This is a genomic window from Apolloniradiicaulis salifontis, from assembly GCF_053756655.1.
Genome location: NZ_CM132387.1, coordinates 2,129,360 through 2,154,003, shown reverse-complemented (window position 1 = coordinate 2,154,003; position 24,644 = coordinate 2,129,360). Strand labels below are relative to the sequence as shown.

Annotated in this window: 23 protein-coding genes and 1 other RNA gene; 20 read left to right on the top strand and 4 right to left on the bottom strand. The window is 67.9% G+C overall.

The genetic code is table 11. The features are described from left to right. Positions 1-156: 156 nt before the first annotated feature. The 20 genes from ACWCOP_RS10430 (at position 157) to ftsA (ending at position 20,546) form a co-directional block, all read left to right on the top strand. Entirely contained in the window at positions 157-849 is a 693-nt protein-coding gene (locus ACWCOP_RS10430; RefSeq protein WP_478248221.1) for a TerB family tellurite resistance protein, read from the top strand. A gap of 201 nt (positions 850-1,050) precedes the next feature. Then, a complete protein-coding gene (locus ACWCOP_RS10425) occupies positions 1,051-1,335 on the top strand; it encodes a hypothetical protein (protein ID WP_478248220.1) in 285 nt (94 codons plus the stop codon). Positions 1,336-1,393: 58 nt separating this feature from the next. Then, a complete protein-coding gene (locus ACWCOP_RS10420) occupies positions 1,394-2,305 on the top strand; it encodes a DMT family transporter (protein ID WP_478248219.1) in 912 nt (303 codons plus the stop codon). Next, a complete protein-coding gene (locus tag ACWCOP_RS10415) occupies positions 2,305-3,030 on the top strand; it encodes an N-acetylmuramoyl-L-alanine amidase (RefSeq protein ID WP_478248218.1) in 726 nt (241 codons plus the stop codon). Before ACWCOP_RS10420 ends, ACWCOP_RS10415 begins: the two co-directional genes overlap by 1 nt. A 40-nt stretch (positions 3,031-3,070) precedes the next feature. Beyond that, positions 3,071-3,471, top strand: an RNA gene (gene rnpB, locus ACWCOP_RS10410) — RNase P RNA component class A. Positions 3,472-3,765: 294 nt separating this feature from the next. Further along, complete coding sequence (locus ACWCOP_RS10405; RefSeq protein WP_478248217.1) at positions 3,766-4,263, top strand: division/cell wall cluster transcriptional repressor MraZ; 498 nt, start codon at positions 3,766-3,768, stop codon at positions 4,261-4,263. Beyond that, positions 4,260-5,255: a 16S rRNA (cytosine(1402)-N(4))-methyltransferase RsmH gene (gene rsmH / locus ACWCOP_RS10400; protein ID WP_478248216.1), complete on the top strand. Its 996-nt coding sequence runs from the start codon at positions 4,260-4,262 to the stop codon at positions 5,253-5,255. The genes ACWCOP_RS10405 and rsmH overlap by 4 nt, the downstream gene beginning before the upstream one ends. Then, positions 5,252-5,599, top strand: coding sequence for a cell division protein FtsL (gene ftsL, locus ACWCOP_RS10395; RefSeq protein WP_478248215.1), 348 nt, complete (start codon positions 5,252-5,254; stop codon positions 5,597-5,599). The genes rsmH and ftsL overlap by 4 nt, the downstream gene beginning before the upstream one ends. 4 nt (positions 5,600-5,603) lie before the next feature. Next, positions 5,604-7,451, top strand: coding sequence for a peptidoglycan D,D-transpeptidase FtsI family protein (locus ACWCOP_RS10390; RefSeq protein ID WP_478248214.1), 1,848 nt, complete (start codon positions 5,604-5,606; stop codon positions 7,449-7,451). Continuing rightward, the gene (locus tag ACWCOP_RS10385) at positions 7,448-8,899 is read left to right on the top strand and encodes a UDP-N-acetylmuramoyl-L-alanyl-D-glutamate--2,6-diaminopimelate ligase (RefSeq protein ID WP_478248213.1); all 1,452 of its coding nucleotides are present in this window, start codon (positions 7,448-7,450) and stop codon (positions 8,897-8,899) included. Before ACWCOP_RS10390 ends, ACWCOP_RS10385 begins: the two co-directional genes overlap by 4 nt. Beyond that, entirely contained in the window at positions 8,896-10,299 is a 1,404-nt protein-coding gene (locus ACWCOP_RS10380) for a UDP-N-acetylmuramoyl-tripeptide--D-alanyl-D-alanine ligase (RefSeq protein ID WP_478248212.1), read from the top strand. The genes ACWCOP_RS10385 and ACWCOP_RS10380 overlap by 4 nt, the downstream gene beginning before the upstream one ends. 19 nt (positions 10,300-10,318) lie before the next feature. After that, positions 10,319-11,419, top strand: a complete 1,101-nt coding sequence (mraY, locus tag ACWCOP_RS10375; protein WP_478248211.1) for a phospho-N-acetylmuramoyl-pentapeptide-transferase — start codon at positions 10,319-10,321, stop codon at positions 11,417-11,419. A gap of 13 nt (positions 11,420-11,432) precedes the next feature. Continuing rightward, positions 11,433-12,794, top strand: a complete 1,362-nt coding sequence (locus ACWCOP_RS10370; protein ID WP_478248210.1) for a hypothetical protein — start codon at positions 11,433-11,435, stop codon at positions 12,792-12,794. Beyond that, complete coding sequence (locus ACWCOP_RS10365) at positions 12,791-13,915, top strand: FtsW/RodA/SpoVE family cell cycle protein (RefSeq protein WP_478248209.1); 1,125 nt, start codon at positions 12,791-12,793, stop codon at positions 13,913-13,915. The genes ACWCOP_RS10370 and ACWCOP_RS10365 overlap by 4 nt, the downstream gene beginning before the upstream one ends. Positions 13,916-13,925: 10 nt before the next feature. Further along, entirely contained in the window at positions 13,926-15,014 is a 1,089-nt protein-coding gene (gene murG / locus ACWCOP_RS10360) for an undecaprenyldiphospho-muramoylpentapeptide beta-N-acetylglucosaminyltransferase (protein WP_478248208.1), read from the top strand. 5 nt (positions 15,015-15,019) lie between these two features. Continuing rightward, positions 15,020-16,429, top strand: a complete 1,410-nt coding sequence (gene murC, locus ACWCOP_RS10355; RefSeq protein WP_478248207.1) for a UDP-N-acetylmuramate--L-alanine ligase — start codon at positions 15,020-15,022, stop codon at positions 16,427-16,429. A gap of 51 nt (positions 16,430-16,480) precedes the next feature. Further along, positions 16,481-17,410, top strand: a complete 930-nt coding sequence (gene murB / locus ACWCOP_RS10350; RefSeq protein ID WP_478248206.1) for a UDP-N-acetylmuramate dehydrogenase — start codon at positions 16,481-16,483, stop codon at positions 17,408-17,410. After that, positions 17,403-18,317 carry a D-alanine--D-alanine ligase gene (locus ACWCOP_RS10345; protein WP_478248205.1) on the top strand — a complete coding sequence of 305 codons (915 nt, stop codon included), beginning with the start codon at positions 17,403-17,405 and terminating at the stop codon, positions 18,315-18,317. The genes murB and ACWCOP_RS10345 overlap by 8 nt, the downstream gene beginning before the upstream one ends. Beyond that, a complete protein-coding gene (locus ACWCOP_RS10340; RefSeq protein WP_478248204.1) occupies positions 18,305-19,225 on the top strand; it encodes a cell division protein FtsQ/DivIB in 921 nt (306 codons plus the stop codon). The genes ACWCOP_RS10345 and ACWCOP_RS10340 overlap by 13 nt, the downstream gene beginning before the upstream one ends. A 4-nt stretch (positions 19,226-19,229) precedes the next feature. Then, complete coding sequence (gene ftsA / locus ACWCOP_RS10335) at positions 19,230-20,546, top strand: cell division protein FtsA (RefSeq protein ID WP_478248203.1); 1,317 nt, start codon at positions 19,230-19,232, stop codon at positions 20,544-20,546. A 4-nt stretch (positions 20,547-20,550) separates the two neighbouring features. Here the strand turns inward: ftsA and ACWCOP_RS10330 are convergent, their stop codons facing one another. From ACWCOP_RS10330 to trxB, 4 genes are all read right to left on the bottom strand, one after another. Beyond that, positions 20,551-21,444 carry a LysR family transcriptional regulator gene (locus ACWCOP_RS10330; RefSeq protein ID WP_478248202.1) on the bottom strand — a complete coding sequence of 298 codons (894 nt, stop codon included), beginning with the start codon at positions 21,442-21,444 and terminating at the stop codon, positions 20,551-20,553. 101 nt (positions 21,445-21,545) lie between these two features. After that, positions 21,546-22,808 carry an ABC transporter permease gene (locus ACWCOP_RS10325; RefSeq protein WP_478248201.1) on the bottom strand — a complete coding sequence of 421 codons (1,263 nt, stop codon included), beginning with the start codon at positions 22,806-22,808 and terminating at the stop codon, positions 21,546-21,548. After that, a complete protein-coding gene (locus tag ACWCOP_RS10320; protein ID WP_478248200.1) occupies positions 22,805-23,530 on the bottom strand; it encodes an ABC transporter ATP-binding protein in 726 nt (241 codons plus the stop codon). Before ACWCOP_RS10320 ends, ACWCOP_RS10325 begins: the two co-directional genes overlap by 4 nt. A gap of 42 nt (positions 23,531-23,572) precedes the next feature. After that, the gene (gene trxB, locus ACWCOP_RS10315) at positions 23,573-24,601 is read right to left on the bottom strand and encodes a thioredoxin-disulfide reductase (RefSeq protein WP_478248199.1); all 1,029 of its coding nucleotides are present in this window, start codon (positions 24,599-24,601) and stop codon (positions 23,573-23,575) included. Between the last annotated feature and the right edge of the window lie 43 nt (positions 24,602-24,644).

Below are 24,644 nucleotides of genomic sequence, written 5' to 3'. Positions count from 1 at the left end.
TACGCGCTATGCAGCACAGATGGCGGCGCCGCTTCAAGCGCCGGGCCGTGTTCGCGAATGCTCGTGCGGCGACTCATCGCCTTGACGCGGCAGTGAGGCGGCGGGAGTCTGAGCACAGGACCAAGACGGGTCCGGTTTGGCGCGTGAGACTCGACCATGAGCTTCTGGCGAAGACTCGCAGACCTCATCATGGGGCCGCGCGATCCGTTCGACAGCGAAGACGAGGACTGCCCGCCAGGCCGGCGGGTGGACGACGCCGATTACGCCATGGCGCTGATCGGGCTCGGCGCGAAAATGGCCAAGGCCGACGGCGAAGTCACCACCGACGAGGTCGCCGCCTTCGCCCAGGTCTTCCGCGCGCCGCCCGGCTTTGAGAAGCCGCTGCAGCGCGCATTTGATCTGGCCAAACAGACCACGCTGGGCTTTGACGGCTACGCCAGACGCCTGGCGAAGAAATTCCGCCATCACCCGGCTGTGCTAGAGGACGTGCTCGACGGGTTGTTCCACATCGCCAAGGCCGATGGACGCGTCACGTCCGACGAGGAGGACTATTTGTCGCGCGTGGCCGGCATTTTCGGCTTCGCGGCGCTGGAATACGAGCGCATCAAGGTGGCTCATCTCGGCGCGGAGGAGGGCGATCCCTTTGTGCTGCTTGGCGTTTCACCCACCGCCAGCGAGGACGAGATCAAGCGCGCTTACCGCAGGGCCGCCGCGCAGAACCATCCAGACCGCTTGATCGCGCGCGGCGCCCCGGCCGAGATGCAGAAAATCGCCGACGAAAAGATGGCCGCCATCAACGGCGCCTATCGCGAAATCATGACGCGGCGAAGGGCTGTGGAGGCGGTTTGAAGCGTCGCCGGGCCGGGGCCTTGCGCAGCTTTGCTTCTACGACGGGCGAAGGGGCTGCGCGCGGGCTGGAACAGGGCTTGCTTGGTGAAGGTTGAACAATGGTAACGTTGTTTGAGGCGCGCGCCCATTGACCCGAAGCGCGCCGCACCCAACTATGAGTATGGCCGGGGCTAAGAAGCCGGAATTTTTCAGGAGAGCGCCATGACGCAACACCAGGCCTTTTCAAATGTCGCAGTTATGAACGGCGTGCGCGCCGTCCTCGCCGGTGTGATCGCTGTTGCTCTGGTGGGTCTTGTCTTCGTGCTCGCCGCCTTCCTCACCATGGCCGCCCTCGTGGCCGCCGGGGTCGCGGCGTTGGGCGCTTCGGCTTACTGGCTCTATCGCAAGGTTCGCGGCCGCAAGGATCAGGACGGACCGACCATTCTGGTCGCGCGCCGGGGGCCGCAGGGGTGGACCGTGGACGGCGATCAGGCTCGCGGCGCATAAGCGCCGCTTCGGCCTCCAGCGCTTGTAAGCTGGGCCCTTTGCGGGTTAGAGCCGTCTGATGAGTCTTAGACATTTCGCCCTTCTTTTCGTCATCTGCCTGATCTGGGGCGTCAATTTCGTCATTGCGAAATGGTCGTTGTCTGGAACGCCGGAGATTGTCCCCGGCTTCACAGGCGCGCCGCCTCTCTTTTTCGCCTTCCTGCGCTTTCTCCTGCTCTACGCGATCCTGGCGCCCTTCCTGCGCCCGATCCCAAAGCAGATGGGCCCGGTGATCGGGGCCGCGCTCACCATGGGCGCGGTGCAGTTTGCGCTCCTTTTCATCGGCTTGCGCTACGCCACCCCGTCCGCCATCGCCATCGTGGTTCAGCTCTCTGTGCCGTTCACCACCGTGCTCTCCATCCTGTTCCTGTCCGAGCGGGTGGGGTGGGTGAGGGGGATCGGCATGGGCATCGCCTTCGCCGGCGCCGCGCTGGTGGTTCTAAAGCCGGCCGAATTCTCCTTCACCATCGGCCTGTTCGCCGGCGTCGGCGCGGCTCTGGCAGCGGCGGCCGGCGCGATCTTCGTCAAGCGCACCGCCGTGCCGGCCCTGTCGCTGCAGGCCTGGATCGGGCTGATCAGCTGGCCGCCTCTGCTCCTTTGCTCGCTCTTGCTGGAGCAGGATCAGATCGCCCAGTCGTTTGCGGGGGGCTGGACGTTCTTCTGGACGTTGATCTTCACCGTGGTGCTGGTGAACGTGTTCGGCCATGGCAGCTTCTATTTCCTCCTGCGCCGCTACGACGCCTCGCTGATCGCGCCCATGACGCTCATGGCGCCCCTGATCGGGGTGATCTGCGGCGTCGTGCTGCTGGGGGATCCGGTGACCTGGCAGCTGGTGCTCGGCGGGCTTCTGGCGCTGGCGGGCGTGGGCGTTGTGGCGGCCCGCCGCTCGCGCACCGCGTCTCCGGCGGATGTCCTCGGAAAGCCGCGCTGATGCAGATCACCGAGCGGCCCTCTCCCAATTTCAATGAGCGCAAGCGCGCGGTTTCCCTGCTGGTGCTGCACTATACCGGCATGGACGACGCTGAGTCCGCGATTGTGCGCCTGTGCGATCCGGACGCGGGGGTCAGCGCCCATTACGTGGTGGCCGAAGACGGCGCGGTGAGCCGGCTGGTGGCCGAAGACCGGCGGGCCTGGCACGCCGGGGCCGGGGACTGGCGCGGCGAGGGCGATGTTAACTCGGCTTCCATCGGGATTGAGATCGTCAATGGCGGCCATTGCTACGGCCTCCCGGCCTTTCCCGATGCGCAGATTTCGGCGGTCGTCGCGCTGTCGAAGGCGATCCTGGCGCGCCACGCCATCGCGCCGTCCGGCGTCATCGGCCACAGCGATCTGGCGCCGGAGCGCAAGCTGGATCCCGGCGAGCGATTTCCCTGGCGCGTTCTGGCGGGCGAGGGCGTCGGCGTCTGGCCAACAGGCGTCACCGGCGACCGCACCGTGCGCCACGGGCCGGGCCGCGGCTCCGGCGACACGCTTGCGCACCTGCAGGCGGCGCTTCGCGCCATCGGCTATGGCGAGCCGGGCCGGGGCGAGTACACGCCGCGCACCCGCGCGGTCGTCGCCGCCTTCCAGCGCCGCTTCCGCCCCGCCCAGGTGGACGGGCTGATCGACGGCGAAACCGCCACCCTCATCGACGCGGTCGCCAGGCTGACGCGCTGAAGGCTTGACCGGGGCCGGGTTCGGAGCGAGTGAAGGCGCGTCAGGCGGCTGGGCGGCCGCTCCTGCAAGCGCCGAAAGGCCGCAGGAGAGGAAAGTCCGGGCTCCATGAAGGCAGGGCGCCGGGGAAAGCCCGGCGGGCCGGTTTACCGGTTCAGGGATAGCGCCGCAGAAAACAAACCGCCGGGATTGCTCGCTTGCGGGCCCCGGCAAGGATGAAACGGTGGGGTAAGAGCCCACCGCCCCGACCGCAAGGAAGGGGGCACGGCAAGCCCCGCCCGGAGCAAGACCGAATAGGGATGCAAAGGCGGTTCGTCCGTCAGGCGCGCCTTCGCGTTCGCATCCGGGTAGGTCGCACGAGGCGGCGCGCAAGCGCCGTCCCAGATGAATGGTCGCCGCGGGGTCCGCCCCGTACAGAACCCGGCTTACAGGCCGCCTGACGCTTCTTTTCTGGTCCTCCCTCGCTCTGCTCGGTCGGTCCTCGCTGCGCGGGGGCGAGCCCCGCTCGCTGCGGGCGGGCGGTCGCCCTTGCGGCAGCGTTGCCGCCGAGGCGGCGGGGCGCCCAACTCAATGGGATTTCTTGGGACGCCCGTCTCGAGTTCTTTCTCTGTTCTATTCGTTAACGCGAAAATCCGATCATCTGGACTTTATTCACACAGAAAAACCCGGCAATGTGGAGGGTGAAGGCATTGTTTCCCACGCTGGCCCATGTTATCCCATAGTTAACTGGTTTGCGGGGTGCGAGCCGGATTTGGGGAAAAGCTGGCCGCCATGTTCGTCTCCACCACCACCAACGGCATCGATGCGAAAGGGCGGGTTTCGGTCCCGGCCGAATTTCGCGCGACGGTGACCGCTGAGGGGTTCTCGGGGATCTATGTCTGGCCCTCCTTCAACGGCGATTTCCTGGAGGGCGGCGGATCGCGGCTTCTGGAAACCTACGCCGACGCCATCGAGGAGATGGACCCCTATGATGATGCGCGCACGTCTTTCGAGCGGGTGATCTTCGGCGGCGCCAAGGCGCTGATGTTTGATTCCACGGGCCGGGTCTCGCTGCCCCGCCCCTTCCTCGATCACGCCGGCCTGTCCAAGACCGCCCTTTTCATCGGCATGGGCAAACGCTTCGAGATCTGGGATCCGCAGGCCCATGAGGACCGCGCCTCCCACGCGCTGAAATTCGCCCGCGACAACAAGGGCGCCCTGCGCACGACGCGCCGCAAGCGGGAGCTGGACTCATGAGCCATGTCCCCGTCATGCTGGATCCGGTGCTGCGCGCGCTCGAGCCGCGCGACGGCGGGCTCTATATCGACTGCACCTTCGGAGCGGGCGGCTATACGCGCGCGATACTGGAGGCGGCGCGGTGCCGGGTCCTGGGAGTCGACCGCGATCCTGAATCGCGAGCCATCGCCGAAGCGATGAAGCCCGCCTATGACGGCCGGCTCGCCTTCGCCTTCGGGCCGTTCTCCATCTTCGACACGGTGATGGAGGAGGCGGAAAGCTCCGGCGCCGACGGGATCGTGTTCGATCTGGGCGTCTCCTCCATGCAGATCGACCAGGCCGAGCGCGGCTTTTCGTTCCAGAAGGCCGGACCTCTGGACATGCGCATGAGCCGGTCGGGTCCCAGCGCCGCGGATGCGGTGAACGGGCTGGACTTACGCGATCTGACCGCGATCTTCCGGGTCTATGGCGAGGAGCGCCAGGCGCGCCGCGTCGCTCAAGCCATCGTGCGCGAGCGTGAGGTGGAGCCGATCACCGACACGCTGCGCCTGGCCGAAATCATCGCCAGGGCCGTGGGCGGCAAGCCGGGCCGCATCCATCCGGCCACGCGCGCCTTTCAGGGCCTGCGCATCTACGTCAACGACGAGCTGGGCGAGCTCATGAGGGCCCTGGCCGCCGCCGAGCGCCGCCTGAAGCCGGCGGGCCGGCTGGTGGTGGTCACCTTCCATTCGCTGGAAGACCGGATCGTGAAGAATTTCCTGCGCGAGCGCGCTGGGCTCGTTCCCGGCGGATCACGCCACCAGCCCGAAGTCCTGGCCGAGCACGCGCCGAGCTTTTCGCTGCTCTCAAAGAAAGCTGAAGCCGCCTCCGACGCCGAAGCGCGCGAAAATCCGCGCTCGCGCTCGGCCAAGCTGCGCGCCGCAGTGCGTACGAACGAGCCCGCCTTCCCCGAACCGGAAAGCGCCTATCCCGGCGCGCCCTCCTATCAGCGCCTTGTGGAGATCGCCCCATGATCCGCATCGTTGAATTCATCGCCGCCTGCGTCGCCGCCGCGCTGCTGGCCGCGCTCTATCTGGCCAAATCCGGCGCCGCCAGCGATCAGCAGCGCCTGGCCGAGCTACAGGCCGAGATCGGCCGCGAGCGCGCCCGCATCGGCCATCTTCAGGCCGAAGTGGCGCTGCAGGAAGACCCGGAGAATCTGCGCCGCCTTGCAAGGCTTTATTTGGGCTTCGAGCCGCTGCGCCCGGAGCAGGAATGGTCGCTGGCCGATTTGCCGCGCGCGCCCCGCGACGGCGCCCCGCAGACCGAAGACCCGGTGAGGGCGGTGCGGGCGGGCTATCCCGGCCAGGAGCGCTGAGCCGATGAAGCTTTTGCGCCGCCTCCTTCGCAAGGTCACGATTTCGCGCCGGGCCGAGCCCGCCGCGCCGGCTTCGCCGGCTGCGGGCGAGGGCGCTCCTGCGCAGATGACGCGCAGCCTGAAGCTCTCCACCCCCGTGACGCCGCCGGGCCGGACCCAGCGCCGCTTGCGCGTGGTGGGTCTGGTGCTCGCCGCCGGGTTCGTCATTACCTCGGTGCGGGCGGTGGACGTGGCGGCCTTCAGCGAGACGCGCGAGGGCGCGGGTCCTTTCGTCGCCGCCGAACCGGTGACGCGTGGCCGCATCTATGACCGCAACGGCGAAATTCTGGCGGCCACCATCGAGACCTACACCGTCTACGCCGATCCCTACATGATCTGGGACGCCGATGAAGTGGTCGCGCAGATGGGCGCGATCCTGCCCGATCTTGATACCGAGCGCCTCGAGCGCCGGCTGCAGGCGAACACCCATTATGTGGAGATCGCCCGCAACATCTCCCCCGCCACGCGGCGCGCCATTCTGCTGGCCGGTCAGGCGGGCGTGTACACGCGCGCCACGCCGACGCGGATCTATCCCAAGCAGCGCGCAGCCGCCCATGTCATCGGGTATGCCGGGCGTGATCTGCAGGGACTGGCCGGCGCGGAGCTCGCCTTCGACGCTGAGCTCACCGAACCCAACGGGCGGGTGTCGCTTTCCATCGACGTGATCGCCCAGCACCGGGTGGAGAGCGTTCTGCGCGAGCGCATGGCCTATTACCGCGCCGAGGGCGCCTCGGCGGTCCTGATGCGCGTGGGCACCGGTGAAATTCTGGCCATGGCCTCGCTGCCTGACTTCGATCCCAATCTCTATCAGGAGGCCGCCGGGTCGCGGCAGGGCGAAATCGATCCCCTGTTCAATCAGGCCAGCAGGGGCGTTTACGAGCTGGGCTCGGTGTTCAAGCCGCTGGCGCTGGCCGCCGGGCTCAACGCCGGGACGGTGACCCTTGACGACACGTTCGACGCCGGCGAGCCGGTGCGCATCGGACGCTTCACCATCCGCGATTATCGCGGCGAGAACCGCGTGCTGACTGCGCGCGAGATGATCCTGTTCTCATCCAATATCGCGGCGGCGCGCATGGCCGACCAGATCACCGGCCCGGTCCTGTCGGACTTCTACCGCGATCTGCGCCTGTTCGAGGCTGCGCCCATCGAGCTTTCCGAGACCGCGGCTCCAAGATTGCCCGAGCGCTGGGGCCGGGTGCAGACCATGACGGCGGCCTATGGCCACGGCCTGCAGGTCAGCCCGCTGGCGCTCACCGCCGCCTACGCGGCGCTGGCCAATGGCGGCGTCTACACCCCGCCCACCCTGCGCCCTGTGGCGCCGGGAGAGACTGTCGCGGGCGAGGCGGTGACCACGCCGGCCATCGCCGCACAGGTGCTGGGGGTGATGCGCGAGAACATCGTGCGCTCCCAGACCGGCTCTGCGGATATTCCAGGCCTCGCCGTGGCGGGCAAGACCGGCACCGCCGAGCGCGTCGTGAACGGCAGCTATGTGGAGGGCAACCGCTTCAACACCTTCGTGGCGGTGTTTCCCTTTGACGATCCCCAATATGTGCTGACCGTGACGCTGGACCGGCCCCAGCCCACCGAGGCGACCCACGGCTTCGCCACGGCAGGATGGACGGCGATGCCCACCGCCGGCGCGATCCTGACCGACCTTGCAGGCGTTCTTGACATTCACCGCCGTGACGCCGACCCCTTGGCGCGCGCCGATCTGGTTCGCGACATGTTTCTGCCAAGGGCGCCCGCAGTGGTGCCGGCTGAAGAGCCGGTTCCTGTTCCGCTCCAAAGCGCCTCGCTGGACGCCACGCAATGACCACGCCGCTGAAAGATCTGCTCACGCCTTACATGCGCGCGCCGGACGGCGCCGGTGATCTTGCGATCACCGGGCTGGCGCTGGACAGCCGCAAGGTGGCGCCCGGCGAGCTGTTCGCCGCGCTGCCCGGGGTGAAGACCGACGGGCGAAAATTCATCGACGCCGCCGTGGAGCGCGGCGCGGTGGCCGTGCTGGCGCCGCCGGGCGCCAGCGCGGGCGTTCCGGTGATCGAAGCCGAGGACGTCCCCGGGGCCCTGTCGGCCATGGCGGCGAAGTTTTATCCAGGCCAGCCGGCTGTCATCGCGGCGGTCACCGGCACCAACGGCAAGAGCTCCACGGTGGAGTTCCTGCGCCAGATCTGGGCCATGGCCGGGATCAAGGCCGCCGCGCTAGGAACGCTCGGCGTCACCCGAGCGTCGGGCCGCACCGATGTGGGCTACACCACGCCCGACGCCATCGCGCTGCACCGCTCCATTGACGCGCTGAGCGCTGAAGGCGTGACCCATCTTGCCATGGAGGCCTCCAGCCACGGCCTGAAGCAAAAGCGCATGGACGGGGCGAAGGTGACGGCCTCCGCCTTCACCAATCTCACCCAGGATCACCTCGATTATCACCCTGACTTCGAGGATTATTTCAGGGCCAAGCTGGGCCTGTTCACCCGCGTGACCGCCGAAGGGGCGCCGGCGGTGATCAATATGGATTCCGACTGGTCGGCCAAAATGCTTGAGGGCGCGAAGGGCGCCGGGCTCGATGTCGTCACCATCGGCTGGCGCGGGCGCGATCTGGCGATCACCGAGATCGTGCCTCACCCGGCAAGCCAGACGCTGCGCTTCACCTGGCGCGGCGACGAGTTCGAGGTGGAGCTGCCGCTGATCGGCGAATTCCAAACCGCCAACGCGCTCACCGCCGCCGCGCTGGCGATCGTCACCGGAGTGGAGCCGGCGAACGCCTTTGAGGCGCTGGCCCGCCTCACCGGCGTCGCCGGGCGCCTTGAAGAAGTGGGCAAGTCCAAAGCCGGCGCGCCGATCCTCATCGACTACGCCCATACGCCCGACGGGCTGGACAAGCTGCTGCGCGCCGCGCGGCCCCATACGCAGGGGCGCATCGTCCTGGTGGTGGGCGCAGGCGGCGACCGCGATCCGTCCAAGCGCGCCAGGATGGGGGCCGTCGCGGCAAGGCTCGCCGACATCGTCTTCGTCACCGACGACAATCCGCGCTCTGAAGACCCGGCGGCGATCCGCAGCCAGGTCATGGAGGGCTGCCCGGACGCCGAGGAGATCGCCGACCGGTCGCAGGCCATCAAGACCGCGATTCAGACCCTGAAGGCCGGCGACACCCTGCTGATTTCCGGCAAGGGCCATGAGACCGGCCAGATCGTCGGCGACAAGGTCTTGCCGTTCAACGAAGCAGAGATCGTCCGCAGCCATCTTGCAGAGGTGGGTCCATGACCGCGAAGCCCCCTCTCTGGACCGCTAAAGCGGCCGCGTCCGCCGTCAGCGGCCGCCTTGAGGGCGGCGAGGGCTGGACGGCGACCGGAGTCTCCATCGATACGCGCAGCTTGACGCCGGGCGATCTGTTCGTGGCGCTGACCGATTCGCGCGACGGGCATGATTTTGCTCAAGCCGCGCTTAACAAGGGCGCGGCGGCGATCCTGGTGTCAAAGCCTGATTGCGCCGACGGGCCGAAGCTCGTCGTGGACGACGTGCTGGCGAGCCTTCGAACGCTGGGCGAGGCGTCGCGCGAGCGCAGCGACGCCTGCCGCGTCGGCGTCACCGGCTCGGTGGGCAAGACCAGCGTGAAGGAAGCGCTCGCCGCAGTGTTTCGCGCGGCCGGGAAGGCCCACTGGAGCGAGAAGAGCTACAACAATCACTGGGGCGTGCCGCTGACCCTGGCGCGCATGCCGGAAGACACCGAGCGCGCGGTGTTCGAGATGGGCATGAACCATGCCGGCGAGATCCGCGATCTGGTCTCCATGGTGCGGCCCCATATCGCGATGATCACCAAGATCGCCCCGGCCCACCTTGAAAATCTGGGCTCCATGGAGGCCATCTCCGACGCCAAGGCGGAGATCTTCGAAAGCCTTGTACCCGACGGCGTTGCGGTGATCCCGGCCGATGACGAGTTCGCGCCGCGTCTGATCAAGGCGGTGGAGCAATCGGGCGCCGGCTTCCTGCTGGAGTTCGGCCGCGCGAAGAACGCCGCGGTGCGCGTCCTCTCCTATGAAGAAGGCCCCGACGGCGGGGTGGGAGAGATGGACGTCATCGGACGCAAATTCTCCTTTCGCTTGAAGCTTCCCGGCGCCCATCAGCCGGTGAACGCCGCCGGGATCGTCGCCGCCGCCTTCGCCGCCGGAGTGGACCCGGAGATGGCGCTGGACGTGCTGGCGTCGCTGGAGCCGGCGGACGGGCGCGGCGCGGTGTTCAACACCCGCCTGGACGCGCGCATGCTCACGGTGATCGACGACAGCTACAACGCCAATCCCGCCTCCATGATCGCCGCTTTCGGGGCGCTGAGAGCGCGGCCCCCGCGCGGGACCGGACGCCGCGTGGCGGTGATCGGGGAGATGCTGGAGCTGGGGCCGAAATCCGCCCGGATGCACGCCGATCTCGCCGGTCCTCTGAAAGACGCCGGCGCCGAGCTTGTGGTCACGGTAGGGGCCGGCGCAGCGCCGCTGGCCGAGGCGCTTGGCGATGATCTGGAAGTGGCCGCCTGCAAGGATGCAGAGACCGGTCTGGCGCTGCTGAACGCGCGCAGCCGGGACGGCGACGTGGTGTTAATCAAGGGATCGAATGCTTCGGGCGTTCACAGAATCGCCGCCTCATTGAAACAGGGTCGCGAGACCGTTTGAACCCGGAGCCGGACCTTTCATGCTTTATCTTTTCCTGTCACCCTATGCCGACCAGTTTCAGCTCCTCAACGTGCTGAACTATCTGACATTTCGCACCGGCGCTGCGCTGATGACGGCCTTCGTCATCGCGCTGATCATCGGCAAGCCCTTCATCGGCTGGCTTCGAAAACAGGGGTCCCAGCCGATCCGCGATGACGGTCCTGAGGGTCATATCCTCACCAAGGCCGGCACGCCGACCATGGGCGGATTCATCATCCTGGTTTCGATTCTGGCGTCCGTTCTGCTGTGGGGCGATCTGGCCAATCCCTATCTGTGGGTCGTGCTCTTCGTCACCGCCGGCTTTGGCGGGATCGGCTTCATCGACGACTGGCGCAAGGTCCGCGAGAAGTCCCACAAGGGGCTGTCGGGCAAGGGCAAGCTGATCCTGCAGTTCGCGCTTTCCTTCGTGGCTGTGATCTGGATGGTGCAGCTCTTGGACGGCGCGCCGGGCACGCCGGACAATTTCGCGACTTCGGTGGCGGTGCCCTTCTTCAAGGATGTCTTGATCCCGCTCTCCTTCGGCTTCTACCTGTTCGGCATGGTGGTGATCGTGGGCGCGTCGAACGCGGTCAACCTCACCGACGGGCTGGACGGTCTGGCCATCGTGCCGGTGATGATTGCGGCGGGCTCGTTCGGCTTCATCGCCTATTTCGTCGGCTCCTCGGTTTACGCCGACTATCTGTTTTTGAACTTCACCCCCGGCACCGGCGAGCTCGCGGTCATCTGCGGCGCCATCATCGGCTCGGGGCTGGGCTTTCTCTGGTTCAACGCGCCGCCCGCCATGGTCTTCATGGGCGACACCGGCTCGCTCTCTCTGGGCGGTGCGATCGGGACGATGGCGGTCGCCGTCAAGCACGAGATCGTGCTTGTGATCATCGGCGGCCTGTTCGTGCTGGAGGCGGTGTCGGTCTTCGTCCAGGTCTTCTCGTTCAAGGTGTTCGGCAAGCGCGTCTTCAAGATGGCGCCGATCCACCACCACTTTGAAAAGCAGGGCTGGGCCGAGCCCACCATCGTGATCCGCTTCTGGATCATCGCCTTCGTGCTCGCCCTGATCGGGCTGTCGACGTTGAAGCTGCGCTAAAAGGAGATGCGCCATGGTCCCGGTCCGGGGTTTCGCGGACCGACGCGTCGCGGTGCTGGGCCTGAAAGGTCCCGGCCTGGCTGCGGCGCGCGCGCTTGCCGCCGGCGGCGCGGATGTCCGCGTCTGGGACGCGGACGGGCCGGCGCGCCTGGGCGCCCATGCCGGCGGGCTGACGGTGGAGGACCCCACCGAACGCGACTGGGGGGATCTGGCCGCCTTCATCATCGAGGACGCGGGCCATCTCACCACGGACGAGCCGCCGCGCCTGATTGATCTTGCGCGCGCCGTGGGCGCTCCGGTGCTGGCCGCCCGCGGCCTGCTGGCCGACGCTGCGGCGCGCGAGCCGGACGTCAAACTCGCCCTCATCACCGGCCGCCACGCCCAGGCCGCGGCTGATCTTGCGCTCCATCTCATGGATGCGGCGGGCCTTGGCGCCCATGACCTTCTCGCCCCCGGCCAGGCGCCCGCCGGCGGCTGGGTGATCGGCGCCCTGACCAGCGACGAACTGTCCACCCTGCCGGGCGTCGTGCAGGCGGACGCCTTCGTCGCCCTCTCGCCCGGAGCCGGAGCCGGAGCCGGGGCTGGAGCCAGCCCCGAAACAGGTCGGGGCTCGCTGTCCGACACCCTTGAACGCCTGGCCGACGGGGCCGGGCATGCGCTGATCGCGTCTGCGGAGGCGCGCCCCTGCGCGCGCCTGATCGCCAATCGGCGCGGCGCCCACACCGCCGCGATTTCCGGCCGGCACGTGCTGGGCGGCGGCGTCTATATATCGGGCGGGGCGGTGTTCGACGCGCTTGGGTCCAAAGCGGTCCGGGCCGGCGCCGTGGCGGCGTTCGCACCAAGGGAGGCTGTCGCCGCCGGCTACGCCCTGGCGCGCCGTCTGGGCGTCGGCGCCGAAGCCGCCGCGCGCGCGCTCAAGGACTGGCCAGGCGCGCCGGGCTTTGGCCGCCGCGTGCTGGATTTCGGCCCCGTAAGCCTTGTGGACTGGAGCGCGGCGCGCACCCCGGCCGGCGCCGTGGACGTGCTGTCCTCATCCGCGCCCTCGGTCTGGGTCGCGGGCCCGGCGCTGGACGCCCACGCCGGCGATCTTCTGGCCGAGGCGGGCGGCGTAGTGCGCGCGGTCCACCTGGTCACCGACCGGGGACGCGCCGCCCGCGCGCTGAAAAAATCGGTCCCGTGCACGGTCCACCGCACCCTGGCCGCCGCCATCGCCCACGCCGCCCATGACGCCTTGAAGCCTGACGCACTCAAACAGCGGGCGGGCGGCTGCACGCTCGTTTACGCTCCGGGAAGCGTTTCAGGCGAAAGCTCGCAAAGCTTCGAAGCGGCGGCGAACGCGCTGTTGTCTCGAGCGCTCAAAGGAGACGCCGCATGAGCCGTCCCGCCCGCCGCGCCAGCCTCTGGAGCGGGATCGACCGTCCGATCCTGGTGATCCTGATCCTTTTGATGGTGATCGGAATCGTCCTGTCTTTCGCGGCGAGCCCTGCGGTGTCCAGCGCCGTGGACCCCTGGCATTATCTGAAGAAGCAGCTCGTGTTTTCCGTGTTGTCGCTCCTGGTGATCGCAGTCACTGCGGCGCTCTCGCCAACGGGGGTGCGGCGCATGGCAGGCCTGGCGCTCGCGGCGAGCCTGGTCTTGCTGATGGCGGTGGTGGTCGTCGGCCATGAAGTGAACGGCGCGACGCGCTGGATCCGGGTCGCAGGCTTCTCCATCCAGCCCAGCGAGATCTTCAAGCCGGCCTTCGTGGTGTTCATCGCCTGGCTGTTCGCCGAGGAGGGTCGCGGCGCGCCGGCGCCCGGACGCCTTATCGCCCTCGGCCTCTATGTGATCGCCGCGGGCCTCATGATGAAGCAGCCCGATTTTGGACAGACCGTGCTCACCTCGCTGGTGTTCGGAGCGATGCTGTGGGCGAGCGGGCTGTCGTGGCGGCACACCACGGCGCTGGCCGGGATCGGCGCCGCCGGCGCCGGCGCCGCCATTGCGGTCTTTCCCCACATCCGCCACCGCCTGATCGATTTTGTGACGCCCACCAACGAAGCCGCCCGCACCCAGACAGACATCGCCATCGACGCCATTGCGCGCGGCGGCGTGTGGGGCGCCGGGCCGGGCGAGGGCGAGATCAAGCACATCCTGCCCGAGGCCAACACCGACTTCGTGTTCTCGGTGGCCGCCGAGGAATTCGGCCTCATCGCCTCGCTGGCGATTATCGGGCTATATGCGCTTCTGTTCGCGCGCGCCTGGATGCTGGCCATGCGCCTCTCCGATCCCTTCCAGCAGATGGCCACGGCGGGCCTCGCCCTCTTGTTCGGGCTTCAGGCGCTGGTGAACATCGCGGTGAATCTTGATATCGCCCCGCCGACGGGCATGACGCTGCCCTTCATCTCCTATGGCGGATCATCCATGATGGCTCTTGCGTTCTCAGCAGGATTGCTGCTGGCGCTGACCCGGCGCCGCCCGGGCGCCTACACCGCTCTGGCCCGCCCCGCCGCCGCCTGAAGGATCCACCATGGCCAAGCGCTTGCTGATCGCCGCCGGAGGCACCGGCGGGCATATGTTTCCCGCGCGCGCCGCCGCTGACGCCCTGATCGCCCGCGGATGGCAGGTGCAGCTGGTGACAGATGCGCGCGGCGCGCGCCACGCCGCCGGCTTTCCCGGCGCGCCGGTGAAGGTGATCGAGGCCTCCAGCCCATTCGGGAAGAACCCGGTGAAACTGCCGGGCGCGTTGATCAAGCTGGGAACAGGCCTGGGCCAGTCTCGCAAGCTCATGGACGAGTTCAAGCCCGACGTGGTGGCCGGGTTCGGCGGCTATCCCGCGTTTCCGGCCCTGGCTGCGGCGCGCCTTGCCGGCATTCCCTTCGTCATTCACGAGCAGAACGCGGTGCTGGGCCGGGTGAACCGGGTGTTCGCGCGCGGCGCGGCGGCGGTGGCGTCGGGTTTCGAGCGCCTGGACCGGGTGAGCCCGCGCGCCCTGCATATCGTCACCGGCAATCCGGTGCGCGCCTCGATCCTCAGCGCCTGCGCGGCGCCATACCTGGCGCCGGCGCCCAGCGGTGAGATCCGGCTTCTGGTGCTGGGCGGCAGTCTGGGCGCGCGCATCCTGTCCACCGTCGTGCCGGCTGCGATCGCAAAGCTGCCTGAGGATCTGCGCGCCCGCCTCAAAATCACCCAGCAGGCCCGCGAAGAGGATATCGATCAGGTACGCGCCACCTATGAGGCGGCGGGCGTCGAGGCGACGCTTTCGCCCTTCTTTGAAGACATGGGCGCGCTTTACGCCGACGCCCATCTCGTGATCTCGCGCGCCGGCGCCAGCTCGGTGAGCGAGATCGCCGCCACGGGGCGTCCGGCCATCTTCGTGCCGCTGGCCATCGCCATGGATGATCACCAGACCGCCAACGCCCACGCGCTGATGCGAGAGGGCGCCGCGGAGAGCGTGGCCGAGCGCGACCTGACGCCGGAGCGCCTGTGTGAGCATCTTGCAAGACTGCTGAGCGACGGCGAAGCTTTGCAGAAGCGCGCCGAAGCCACGCGGGCGCTGGGAAAACCCGACGCCCATGACCGCCTCGCCGATTTGATCGAAACTGTTTCGGAGACCTGACTTTCATGCCGCCCATCGACCTCGCTGCGTCCGTCGCCCCTGTTCATTTTGTCGGTATCGGCGGCATCGGCATGAGCGGCATCGCCGAAGTGATGCTCAATCTGGGCTATTCGGTCACCGGCTCCGACATCAAGGACAGCCCCAATGTCCAGCGCCTGCGCGACAAGGGCGCGGTCATTCATATCGGTCACACGGCGCAGAACGTGACCGGGGTCGGCGCGCTGGTGGTCTCCAGCGCGGTGAAGCGCGACAATCCCGAGCTGGTGGCGGCGCGCGAGCGCCGCATCCCCGTGGTGCGCCGCGCCGAAATGCTCGCCGAGCTCATGCGTCTGAAACACGCCGTCGCCGTGGCCGGCACCCACGGCAAGACCACCACCACAAGCCTTGTGGCCGCCCTGATGGATGCGGCCGGATTCGACCCCACGGTGATCAATGGCGGCATCATCTCCGCCTATGGCTCCAACGCCAAGATGGGCGAGGGCGAGTGGATGGTGGTGGAGGCCGACGAAAGCGACGGCTCCTTCCTCAAATTGCGCGGCAGCGTCGGGATCATCACCAATATCGATCCCGAGCACATGGAGCATTACGGCAGCTTTGACGCCCTGAAGGACGCCTTCGACCAGTTCGTGCACAACCTGCCTTTCTACGGCTTTGCGGTTTTGTGCATCGACCATCCCGAAGTGCAGGCGCTGGCCGCGCGCATAGAGGACCGGCGCGTCATCACCTATGGCGTCTCGCCCCAGGCTGATGTGCGCATCGTGCGCCTCACCATGGACCCCGGCGGCGCCGGCTTTGATCTGATGTTCCAGAACCGCGAGGGAGAGCCGGAGGTCTGGCGCGGCCTTGGCCTGCCCATGATGGGCGAGCACAACGTGCTGAACGCCGCCGGCGCGATCGCCGTGGTGGAGGCGCTGGGCGGGCAGGAGGCGGAGATCCGCCGGGGCCTGGCCGGCTTCTCCGGGGTGAAGCGGCGCTTCACCATCACCGGCGTCACCAACGGCGTGACGGTGGTGGACGATTACGGCCACCATCCCGTCGAGATCGCCGCAGTGCTGAAAGCCGCGCGCCAGCGCGCCGGCGCCGGCAAGGTGATCGCCGTGGTTCAGCCTCACCGCTACACGCGCCTGCACGCTCTGTTTGAAGAGTTCTGCACCTGTTTCAACGACGCCGACAGCGTGCTGGTGGCGCCGGTCTATGAGGCCGGGGAAGACCCGATCGAGGGCGCCGATCAGGCGAGCCTCGTCCATGGCCTTATCCGCCACGGCCACCGCGATGCGATTCCCACCACCCGCGAGACCGCGCCGGAGGATCTGGTGGGCCGGGTGGCCCCCGGCGACGTGGTGCTGTGCCTTGGCGCCGGCGACATCACCGCCTGGGCCGCCGACCTGCCCGGGCGCCTGGAGGGGAAAATCTGAGGGCTTAAGGCCCCGGAGAGTCCCTGAAGTTCGAGAAAGACCTCGCCGTCCATGTCCTTCCCCTCACTCACCCACCGCCTGCCCGATGTTCGCGGCAAGTATCTGGAGAACGCGCTTCTGAGCGAGATCTCCTGGCTGCGCGTGGGCGGCCCGGCGCAGGTGTTGTACATGCCCGCCGACGAGGCGGATCTGGCGCGCTTTCTCGCCGAGACGCCGCGCGACATCGAGGTGCGCGTCATCGGCGCGGTGTCCAACACGCTGGTGCGCGACGGCGGGCTGCCCGGCGTCACGATCAAGCTGACGCCCGCGTTCGGGCAGGTGGAGATCGAGGACGGCGCGAAAGTGCGCGCCGGCGCCGCCGCGCTGGACAGGATGGTCGCCCGCAAGGCGGCCAAAGCCGGGGTCGGCGGGCTGGAGTTCTTCGTGGGCGTGCCCGGCACGATCGGCGGGGCGCTGGTGATGAACGCCGGGTGCTACGGGACGGAGACCTGCGACCGGCTCATCGAAGCGGTGGCGCTGGACCGTCAGGGGCGCCGCCAGATCGTGCCGCTTGCGCGCTTTGGGTATGCCTACCGCCACAGCGACATCGAAGAAGACTGGATTTTTACGCAGGCTCTGTTTCAGGGCGAGGCGGATGATCCCGCCGCCGTCACCGCCCGCATGGACGAGATCACGCAGCGCCGCGAAGCGTCCCAGCCGATCCGCGAGAAGACGTCAGGGTCCACCTTCAAGAACCCTGATCCTGCCGTAAGCGGCGGCCGCTCGGCCTGGCAGCTGGTGGATGCGGCGGGCTGGCGCGGCAAGCCGGTGGGCGGCGCGCGGTTTTCCGAGCAGCATTCCAATTTCCTGATCAATGACGGCAGCGCCACCGCCGCCGATCTGGAGACGCTTGGCGAGGCCGTGCGCGCGGACGTGAAAGAAAAATTCGGCGTTGACCTTCACTGGGAAGTGCGCCGCGTGGGAGAGCCCGTCCATGGCTAAAAAGATCGCCGTTCTTTTAGGCGGACTGTCTTCCGAGCGGGAAGTGTCTCTGGTCTCCGGTCGCAAATGTGCTGAGGCGCTGCGGTCCAAAGGTCACGAGGTGGTGGAGATCGATCCCGCCCATGAGCATTGGCCCGAGCAGATCAAGAAGGCGGCGCCGGATCTGGCGTTCAACGCGCTCCACGGCGAGTGGGGCGAGGACGGGCGCATTCAGGGCGTGCTGGAATATCTGCGCCTGCCCTACACCCATTCCGGGGTGCTGGCCTCGGCGCTGGCCATGGACAAGCAGCGCGCCAAGGGCGTGCTGGAGTCCGCCGGAGTGCGCTGCCCAAAGGGCCTTATCGTCAACCGGTTCGAGGCGGCGAAGACCCATCTCATGGACCCGCCTTATGTGGCCAAACCCAATGCTGAAGGCAGCTCGGTGGGGGTGCTGATCGTGAAGGCCGGCGCCAACCGGCCGCCGGAGGTGCTGGGGTCGAACGACTGGCCCTATGGCGATGAGATCCTGATCGAGACCTTCATCCCCGGCCGCGAGCTCACCACCGCGGTGCTGGGCGATCGGGCGCTGGGCGTGACGGAGATCACGCCGAAAACTGCGTTCTACGACTATGAATCCAAATATTCCGACGGCGGCTCGGTGCACCAGATTCCCGCCGATATTCCCCGCGATATCGAGCAATACTGTCTGGATGCGGCGCTGAAAGCCCATCAGGTCATCGGCTGCCGCGGTCTGACGCGGTCTGATTTCCGCTATGATCCTGAAACCGGCAAGGTTTGGTTACTCGAAATTAATACCCAACCGGGCATGACTCCGACATCGCTCGCGCCTGAACAGGCGGCTTATTGCGGGATCTCGTTTGCGGATCTCGTCGAGTGGATGGCGGAGGACGCGTCTTGTCTAAGGTAGGGCGCGCCGGCGTTCGCGACTCTACCAAAGGCGCAGGCTCCCGGCGCAAGGCAAAGCCGAAAAATCAACCCGGCGCCAACAAGGCGGCGAACTGGGCGGCTGCGCAGGTGCGCGCGGCGCGCAATCGCGCCAGCTACGCCCTGCGTCTGGGTGCGCTGACCGCCTGTCTTCTGTTCGTGCTCGCGCTGGGCGTGCTGGCGGTGCTGGGCCGGCTCGATGATGCCGGAGGATCGGTCATGGCCGCCGGCGAGCGCCAGCTCACGCGGGCGGGCTACACCGTCACCTGGCTGGATGTTTCCGGCGCGAACCGCCTGGACGCCGCCACGATCGCCAGCCTCATCGGCGCCGAAGACGGAGCCGGGCTGGCCGAGATCAATCTCACTGAAGCCCAGGCCGTTCTGGAATCGCAAAGCTGGATCAAATCGGCTGAGGTGCTGCGCCTGTGGCCGGACCGGATCGCGGTGCTGATCACCGAGCGTGCGCCCGCGGCGCTATGGCAGCTGGACGGCGAGCACCGGGTCATCGACGCCGACGGGGTGGTGATCGAGGCGGCTGATCCGGCCGAGTTCACCACGCTCCCGCGCGTTGTGGGCGTCGGCGCCAACACCGGCGCCGCGCGCATCACCGCGCTGATCGCCCGCCACCCCGAAATCGCCTCGCGGACCACCCATGTCATCAAGGTGGGTGAGCGGCGCTGGTCGCTGCGTCTTGAGCAGGGCGGCGAAGTGCTGCTGCCCGAAGACGATCCGGCCGGCGCGCTGGCCATGCTCGCCGCGCTCCACGATGAGCGCGCGGTGCTCGACTATGACGTGCAGTTTCTCGATTTACGCAATGACGGCGAGATAGTGATCCGGCCCTGGCCGGACCGCGCGCAAAACGCCGAACGCACCGCCGGGCGAGGGGCCTGATCCCATGGGCATGATGAGCGTTTTCAAGTCCAAGGCCGAGGCGCCGGCCGCATCGCGCAAGCCCGGCGTGTTCGCGGCGCTGGATATCGGCGCGGCCAAGACGATCTGCTTCATCGCCAAGACCGAACAGACGCTCGCCGGGCTTCGCCCGCGCGTCATCGGCGTCGGCCATCAGTCCACTCGCGGCATGCGCGCCGGCGCAGTGGTGGACATGGAGGCCGCGGCTGAAAGCATCCGCGTGGCGGTGGAGAACGCCGAGCGCATGGCCGGGCACACCGTAACCGAGGTGATGCTCGCCGCGTCGGCCGGCGCGCCGGCGTCCTCGCGCATCGCGGTGGACATGGACATCGCCGACAGCGAGGTCACAGACCGCGATCTGCGCAAGATCTTGAGCTCGGCCCTGCGTGAACATTACGAGCCAGGACGGGTGATCCTGCACGCCCTGCCCCTGTCCTGGCGGGTGGACGGCCATCGCGGCGTGAAAGATCCGCGCGGCATGTTCGGCACGGCTTTGGGCGTCGATCTGCACGTGGTCAGCGCGGCGTCCGAGCCGCTGCAGAACCTCATCGCCTGCGTGGAGCGCTGCCAGCTTTCGGTGGCCGGTGTCGCCGCCACGCCCTACGCCTCGGGTCTCGCCGCACTGTCGCCCGACGAGATGGAGCTGGGCGCGCTGCTCATCGATATGGGCGCGCACACCACGACGCTGTCGGTGTTCGCCGAGGGCGCGTTGCAGCATGTGGACGCGCTGCCTGTGGGCGGCGCCCATGTGACCAGCGACATCGCCCGCGGGCTGCAGACGCCGATCACCGCCGCCGAGCGCATCAAGGCGCTCTATGGCTGCGCGCTGGACAGTCCCGACGACGATCAGGTGATGATCGAGACCCCGCCCGTGGCCGGCGGCCAGCAGATGATCCAGCAGCCGCGCGCGCTCCTGAACGCCATCATCCGCCCGCGCCTTGAAGAGATTTTCGAGCTTCTGCGCGACCGCCTGGAAGCAGCCGGTGCGGACCGGGCCGCCGGCCGGCGCCTGGTGCTCACCGGCGGCGCCTCGCAGCTGCCCGGCACGGCGGAGCTGGCTGCGCGGGTTCTGGGCAAATCAGCGCGCATCGGCCGGCCCGAGCATCTGTCAGGTCTCGGCGACGCGGTGGCCGGTCCCGGCTTCTCGGCGTGCGCCGGGATGATCCATCGCTGCGTCAGCGGCCCCGTGGAGGCGATTTCCGGTCCGCCGCGCTTCATCCAGACCGGCCCGCGCCGTCGCACCACCCTGCCGGGTGAGCGCGGCCCCAGGGCCGTCCTGCGCTGGTTCGCAGAGAGCTTTTAGACCCTCACGCCTCCCAGCGCTTGACTTCGTCGCTCAAAAACTCGCTGAAGGCCGCGATGCGGCGCGAGCCGCGCAGCTCCTGGGGGTATAGCATGTAGACCTCGAACGGGGGCCCGGCCTCATCGGGCAGGACCCGCTGGAGCCGGTCATTCTCGCGGGCCACATAGTCGGGCAGGCCGGCCATCCCAAGACCGGCCTCGCACGCCTTCATCATGCCGTTGATCGTGTTCGCCTCGATCACCGGCTCGCGCGGCTTGTCGCCGGGTTTCAGGCCCAGGACGAGCGGCCAGTTCAGATTGGGGATCGGCGCCAGGTGCCTTGGGCCGTAGGCGACGAAGTCATGGCGACCCAGATCGGTCACGCCCGCCGGTTCGCCCATGCGCGCCAGATAGGGCTGGCTGGCGTAGAGGTGCTGGTCCACCTGCATCAGCTTTTTCTGGATCACGTCATTTTGGGTCGCCGCCCATGGCCGGATCGCCAGGTCCGCCTCCAGATTGGCGATGTCCAACTCGTGGTCCACCAGCAAAAGCCGGATGCGGATCTGGGGAAATTGCTCGCGAAAACGGGTCAGGCGCGGAGCCAGCCAGATGGCGCCCAGCGCCGTCGGCGCGGTGACGCGCAGGAGGCCCGTGGGCTCGTCGCGAATGTCCTGCAGATGGGCTTCAGCCAGGGCGATCTTGGCGGCGACTTCGGCGGAAGCGGTGAACAGTACCCGGCCCGGCTCGGTGAGCAACAGCCCGCGGGTATGGCGGTGAAACAGCTTGGCGCCCAGCTCACCTTCCAGCGCCGAGATCTGCCGGCTCACCGCAGACTGGGACAGGTTCAGCAATTCCGCCGCGCCGGTGAGCGATCCCGCCTCGGCGGCGGCGTGGAAGGTTTTCAGCTTGTCCCAGTCCATGAAGAATTCGAATCCGTTCCAAGCCCACCAATGGGTTTCAGTATGGGGGCGGCGGATGCAAATTGCGAGGTTGAAGCGAACGCGCGTTTCAGAGCCGAGGGCTATAGCCGCACGGTCATCCCGTCCGCCAGCGAGTTGCGATAGGCGCGCCAGGCCGGGATCAGGCCCAGCACGGCTGCGGCGAGGGTGACCAGCGCGATGATCGCCAGATCGTAGAGACCGGGCGCAAGGCCCGGCAGCAACAGCCCGAAGCGCGCCTCGATCAGGGGCGCTCCGACGGCGAGCCCGCCATAGGTCAGCCCGGTTCCGATCACGGCGCCCGCCAGGGCCAGAAGCGCGCTTTCGGCCACCAGAAGCACGAAGATCTGGTGCGGGCGAGCGCCAAGGGCGCGCAGGATCGCCATTTCGCGCCGGCGCTCATTCAGGCTGGTGAGGATCGCGGTGAGGATCGACACCAGCCCCACCAGCACCACAAAGGCCGCCACGGCCGACAGCGTGCGCTCCGCCGCGCCCACCACGCTCCACAGCTGAGCCAGCGCCACGCCCGGCAAAACCGCCTGCAGCGGTTCGTCCGGATAGGTGTTCACCTGACGCTGCAGGCGCAGCGCGGCCACCGGGCTCGTCAGCCCCACATAAAAGGCCGTGATGGACTCCGGCGACAGGTCGCGGGACCGCAGCTCTTCCGGGCTGAGGCTGGTTCCCGCGCCCGTGGCGCCTTCAAGATGGATCGCCTCGATGGCTTCCAGGCCCACAAAGACCGAGCGGTCCAGGGGCGTGCCGGTGGGCTCAAGCACGCCGGTGAGGGTGAAGGGGTTGTTGTCGTGCTCGATAAAGCTCACCGAGCCCATGCCATGGGCGACGATGATCTCGTCTCCCGCCTCATAGCCCAGCTCGCGCGCCACTTCCGCGCCCGCCACCGCGCCGAACAGATCATCGAACGGGCCGCCCTGGGCAAAGCGCACCGGGCGCCCGTCGCCATACTGATAATGCTCGAAATACGCCGGGGTCGTGCCCACCACGCGGTACCCGCGATGGGAATCGCCAAGGCTCACCGGCACGGTCCACGCCACGCCGGGCGCGCCGGCCACGCTCTGATAGCTGTCCCAGGTGATGTTGTTGGTGGCGTCGCCGATATGAAACACCGAGTAGAGCAGGAGATTGACCGGGCTGGAGCGCGCCCCGACGATCAGGTCCACCCCGGAGATGGTGTTTTCAAAGCTGGCGCGCGCGCCATGGCGGACTTTTTCCACGCCCAGAAACAGCGTCACCGAGATCGCCACGGTGAGGATGGTCAAAAGCGCCGTACCCGCCCGGTTGGAGATCGAGCGCACCGCCAGGGAGAGGATTGGGAAACGCGAACTCACGCCGGCGCTCCTGCGGCGCCGGCGCGCGCCGTGTTCAGCTCCGACAGGTCCAGCGCCCGGTCAAAATGGCCCGCCAGCCCGCCGTCATGACTGACAAAGAGGAGCGCGGCGCCGCTGGCTTCGCATTCTTCCTTCAAAAGGGCGATGAAGCTGTCCCGGCTGTCGGCGTCCAGGGCGCTGGTGGGCTCGTCGGCCAGGATCAGCCCGGGCCCGCCGATAAGCGCGCGCGCTGCGGCGACGCGCTGTTGCTGGCCCACTGAAAGTTCGGCGGCGCGCCGGCTCCAGACGTCCGCGGTGTCCAGGCCCAGCCGGGACAGAAGGCGGCGCGCTTCGGTGTCAGCGCCGCCGGCCGCCTGCGCCGCCGTGGCGCGGGCGGCGGAGAACCGGCAGGGCAGGGTGACGTTGGCGCCCACCGGCAGATAGGGCAGGAGGTTGAACATCTGGAAGATCACGCCGAGATGGGCGGCGCGGAACCGGTCGCGGTCCGGCGCCGACAGATCGGTGAGGGATGTACCCAGAACGTGAAGCGAGCCGGAGTCCGGCTGTAGCACGCCGGCGATAAGGCCTAGTAGCGTCGACTTGCCCGATCCGCTCGCGCCCTTGAGAAACACCCGCTCGCCGCGTTTCAGCTCGAAACGCCTGATGTCTATGACCGGCGCCGCACCCTTGCCGTAAGCGAAGTGCACACCGTCAAGCTCAAGAGCGGTCGAAGCGTCTGTCATGGAAGCGATGTACTCCGGCCCGGTGTCGCGGCCAAGCCCGCCCTACGCCGCGTCGGTGGCCTTCTCGGCGTCTTCTTCCCCCTTCACGCCTTCGGTCTTGCTCTCGTCGGGGCCGTTCATCGTCGCGCTCTGCTCGGCGAGCCAGCGCTCGGCCTCAAGCGCCGCCATGCAGCCCATTCCGGCCGCCGTGACGGCCTGGCGGTACTTGTCGTCGGTGACGTCGCCGGCGGCGAACACGCCGGGGATGGAGGTGGCGGTGGAGTCAGGCCGGGTAACGAGATAATCGCCCGTCTTGGTCTCCAGCTGGTCCTTGAACAATTCGGTGGCCGGGGCATGGCCGATGGCGATGAACACGCCGTCGGCGGGGCGCTGCGAAATCTCGCCGGTCTTCAAATTCTTCAGGCGCACGCCGGTGACGCCCTTCACCGGCTTGTCCTCGCCGGTGACCTCTTCCAGCGCGCTGTCCCAGACCACTTCGATCTTGGGATGGTTGAACAGGCGGTCCTGCATGATCTTCTCGGCGCGAAGCGCGTCGCGGCGGTGGACCAGCGTCACCTTGCTGGCGAAATTGGTGAGGAAGAGCGCCTCCTCCACGGCGGTGTTGCCGCCGCCGACCACCACGACCTCTTTCTCGCGGTAGAAAAACCCGTCGCAGGTGGCGCACGCCGACACGCCAAAGCCCTGATAGGCCTGCTCGCTTTCAAGGCCGAGCCATTTGGCGCTGGCGCCGGTGGCGATGACCACCGCGTCGGCGGTGTAGATCGTCCCGCTATCACCCTTCATCGTGAAGGGGCGCTTGGAGAAATCGGTCTCCACCACCAGATCGTCGGCGAAATCGGTGCCCACATGTCCGGCCTGAGCGCGCATCTGCTCCATCAGCCAGGGGCCCTGGATGACGTCGGCAAAGCCGGGATAATTCTCCACATCGGTGGTGATGGTCAGCTGACCGCCGGGCTGCATGCCCGAGATCAGAAGCGGCTTCAGCATGGCGCGCGCGGCGTAAATGGCGGCGGTGTAGCCGGCCGCGCCCGATCCGATGATGACAAGCTTGGCGTGGCGGGTCTCGGCCATGGTGTGTCCTTTATGGGTCGAAGCGCAGCGTGCAGGTGCGCGC

What these genes read in the sequence shown, in the direction of transcription:
- ACWCOP_RS10420 (WP_478248219.1), top strand. Translation starts at nt 1,394, where the DNA reads ATGAGTCTTAGACATTTCGCCCTTCTTTTCGTCATCTGCCTGATCTGG.
- ACWCOP_RS10425 (WP_478248220.1), top strand. Translation starts at nt 1,051, where the DNA reads ATGACGCAACACCAGGCCTTTTCAAATGTCGCAGTTATGAACGGCGTG.
- trxB (WP_478248199.1), bottom strand. Translation starts at nt 24,601, where the DNA reads ATGGCCGAGACCCGCCACGCCAAGCTTGTCATCATCGGATCGGGCGCG.
- ftsL (WP_478248215.1), top strand. Translation starts at nt 5,252, where the DNA reads ATGATCCGCATCGTTGAATTCATCGCCGCCTGCGTCGCCGCCGCGCTG.
- mraY (WP_478248211.1), top strand. Translation starts at nt 10,319, where the DNA reads ATGCTTTATCTTTTCCTGTCACCCTATGCCGACCAGTTTCAGCTCCTC.
- ACWCOP_RS10430 (WP_478248221.1), top strand. Translation starts at nt 157, where the DNA reads ATGAGCTTCTGGCGAAGACTCGCAGACCTCATCATGGGGCCGCGCGAT.
- ACWCOP_RS10415 (WP_478248218.1), top strand. Translation starts at nt 2,305, where the DNA reads ATGCAGATCACCGAGCGGCCCTCTCCCAATTTCAATGAGCGCAAGCGC.
- ACWCOP_RS10320 (WP_478248200.1), bottom strand. Translation starts at nt 23,530, where the DNA reads ATGACAGACGCTTCGACCGCTCTTGAGCTTGACGGTGTGCACTTCGCT.
- ACWCOP_RS10330 (WP_478248202.1), bottom strand. Translation starts at nt 21,444, where the DNA reads ATGGACTGGGACAAGCTGAAAACCTTCCACGCCGCCGCCGAGGCGGGA.
- murG (WP_478248208.1), top strand. Translation starts at nt 13,926, where the DNA reads ATGGCCAAGCGCTTGCTGATCGCCGCCGGAGGCACCGGCGGGCATATG.
- ACWCOP_RS10365 (WP_478248209.1), top strand. Translation starts at nt 12,791, where the DNA reads ATGAGCCGTCCCGCCCGCCGCGCCAGCCTCTGGAGCGGGATCGACCGT.
- ftsA (WP_478248203.1), top strand. Translation starts at nt 19,230, where the DNA reads ATGGGCATGATGAGCGTTTTCAAGTCCAAGGCCGAGGCGCCGGCCGCA.
- ACWCOP_RS10385 (WP_478248213.1), top strand. Translation starts at nt 7,448, where the DNA reads ATGACCACGCCGCTGAAAGATCTGCTCACGCCTTACATGCGCGCGCCG.
- ACWCOP_RS10380 (WP_478248212.1), top strand. Translation starts at nt 8,896, where the DNA reads ATGACCGCGAAGCCCCCTCTCTGGACCGCTAAAGCGGCCGCGTCCGCC.
- murB (WP_478248206.1), top strand. Translation starts at nt 16,481, where the DNA reads ATGTCCTTCCCCTCACTCACCCACCGCCTGCCCGATGTTCGCGGCAAG.
- murC (WP_478248207.1), top strand. Translation starts at nt 15,020, where the DNA reads ATGCCGCCCATCGACCTCGCTGCGTCCGTCGCCCCTGTTCATTTTGTC.
- ACWCOP_RS10370 (WP_478248210.1), top strand. Translation starts at nt 11,433, where the DNA reads ATGGTCCCGGTCCGGGGTTTCGCGGACCGACGCGTCGCGGTGCTGGGC.
- rsmH (WP_478248216.1), top strand. Translation starts at nt 4,260, where the DNA reads ATGAGCCATGTCCCCGTCATGCTGGATCCGGTGCTGCGCGCGCTCGAG.
- ACWCOP_RS10390 (WP_478248214.1), top strand. Translation starts at nt 5,604, where the DNA reads ATGAAGCTTTTGCGCCGCCTCCTTCGCAAGGTCACGATTTCGCGCCGG.
- ACWCOP_RS10345 (WP_478248205.1), top strand. Translation starts at nt 17,403, where the DNA reads ATGGCTAAAAAGATCGCCGTTCTTTTAGGCGGACTGTCTTCCGAGCGG.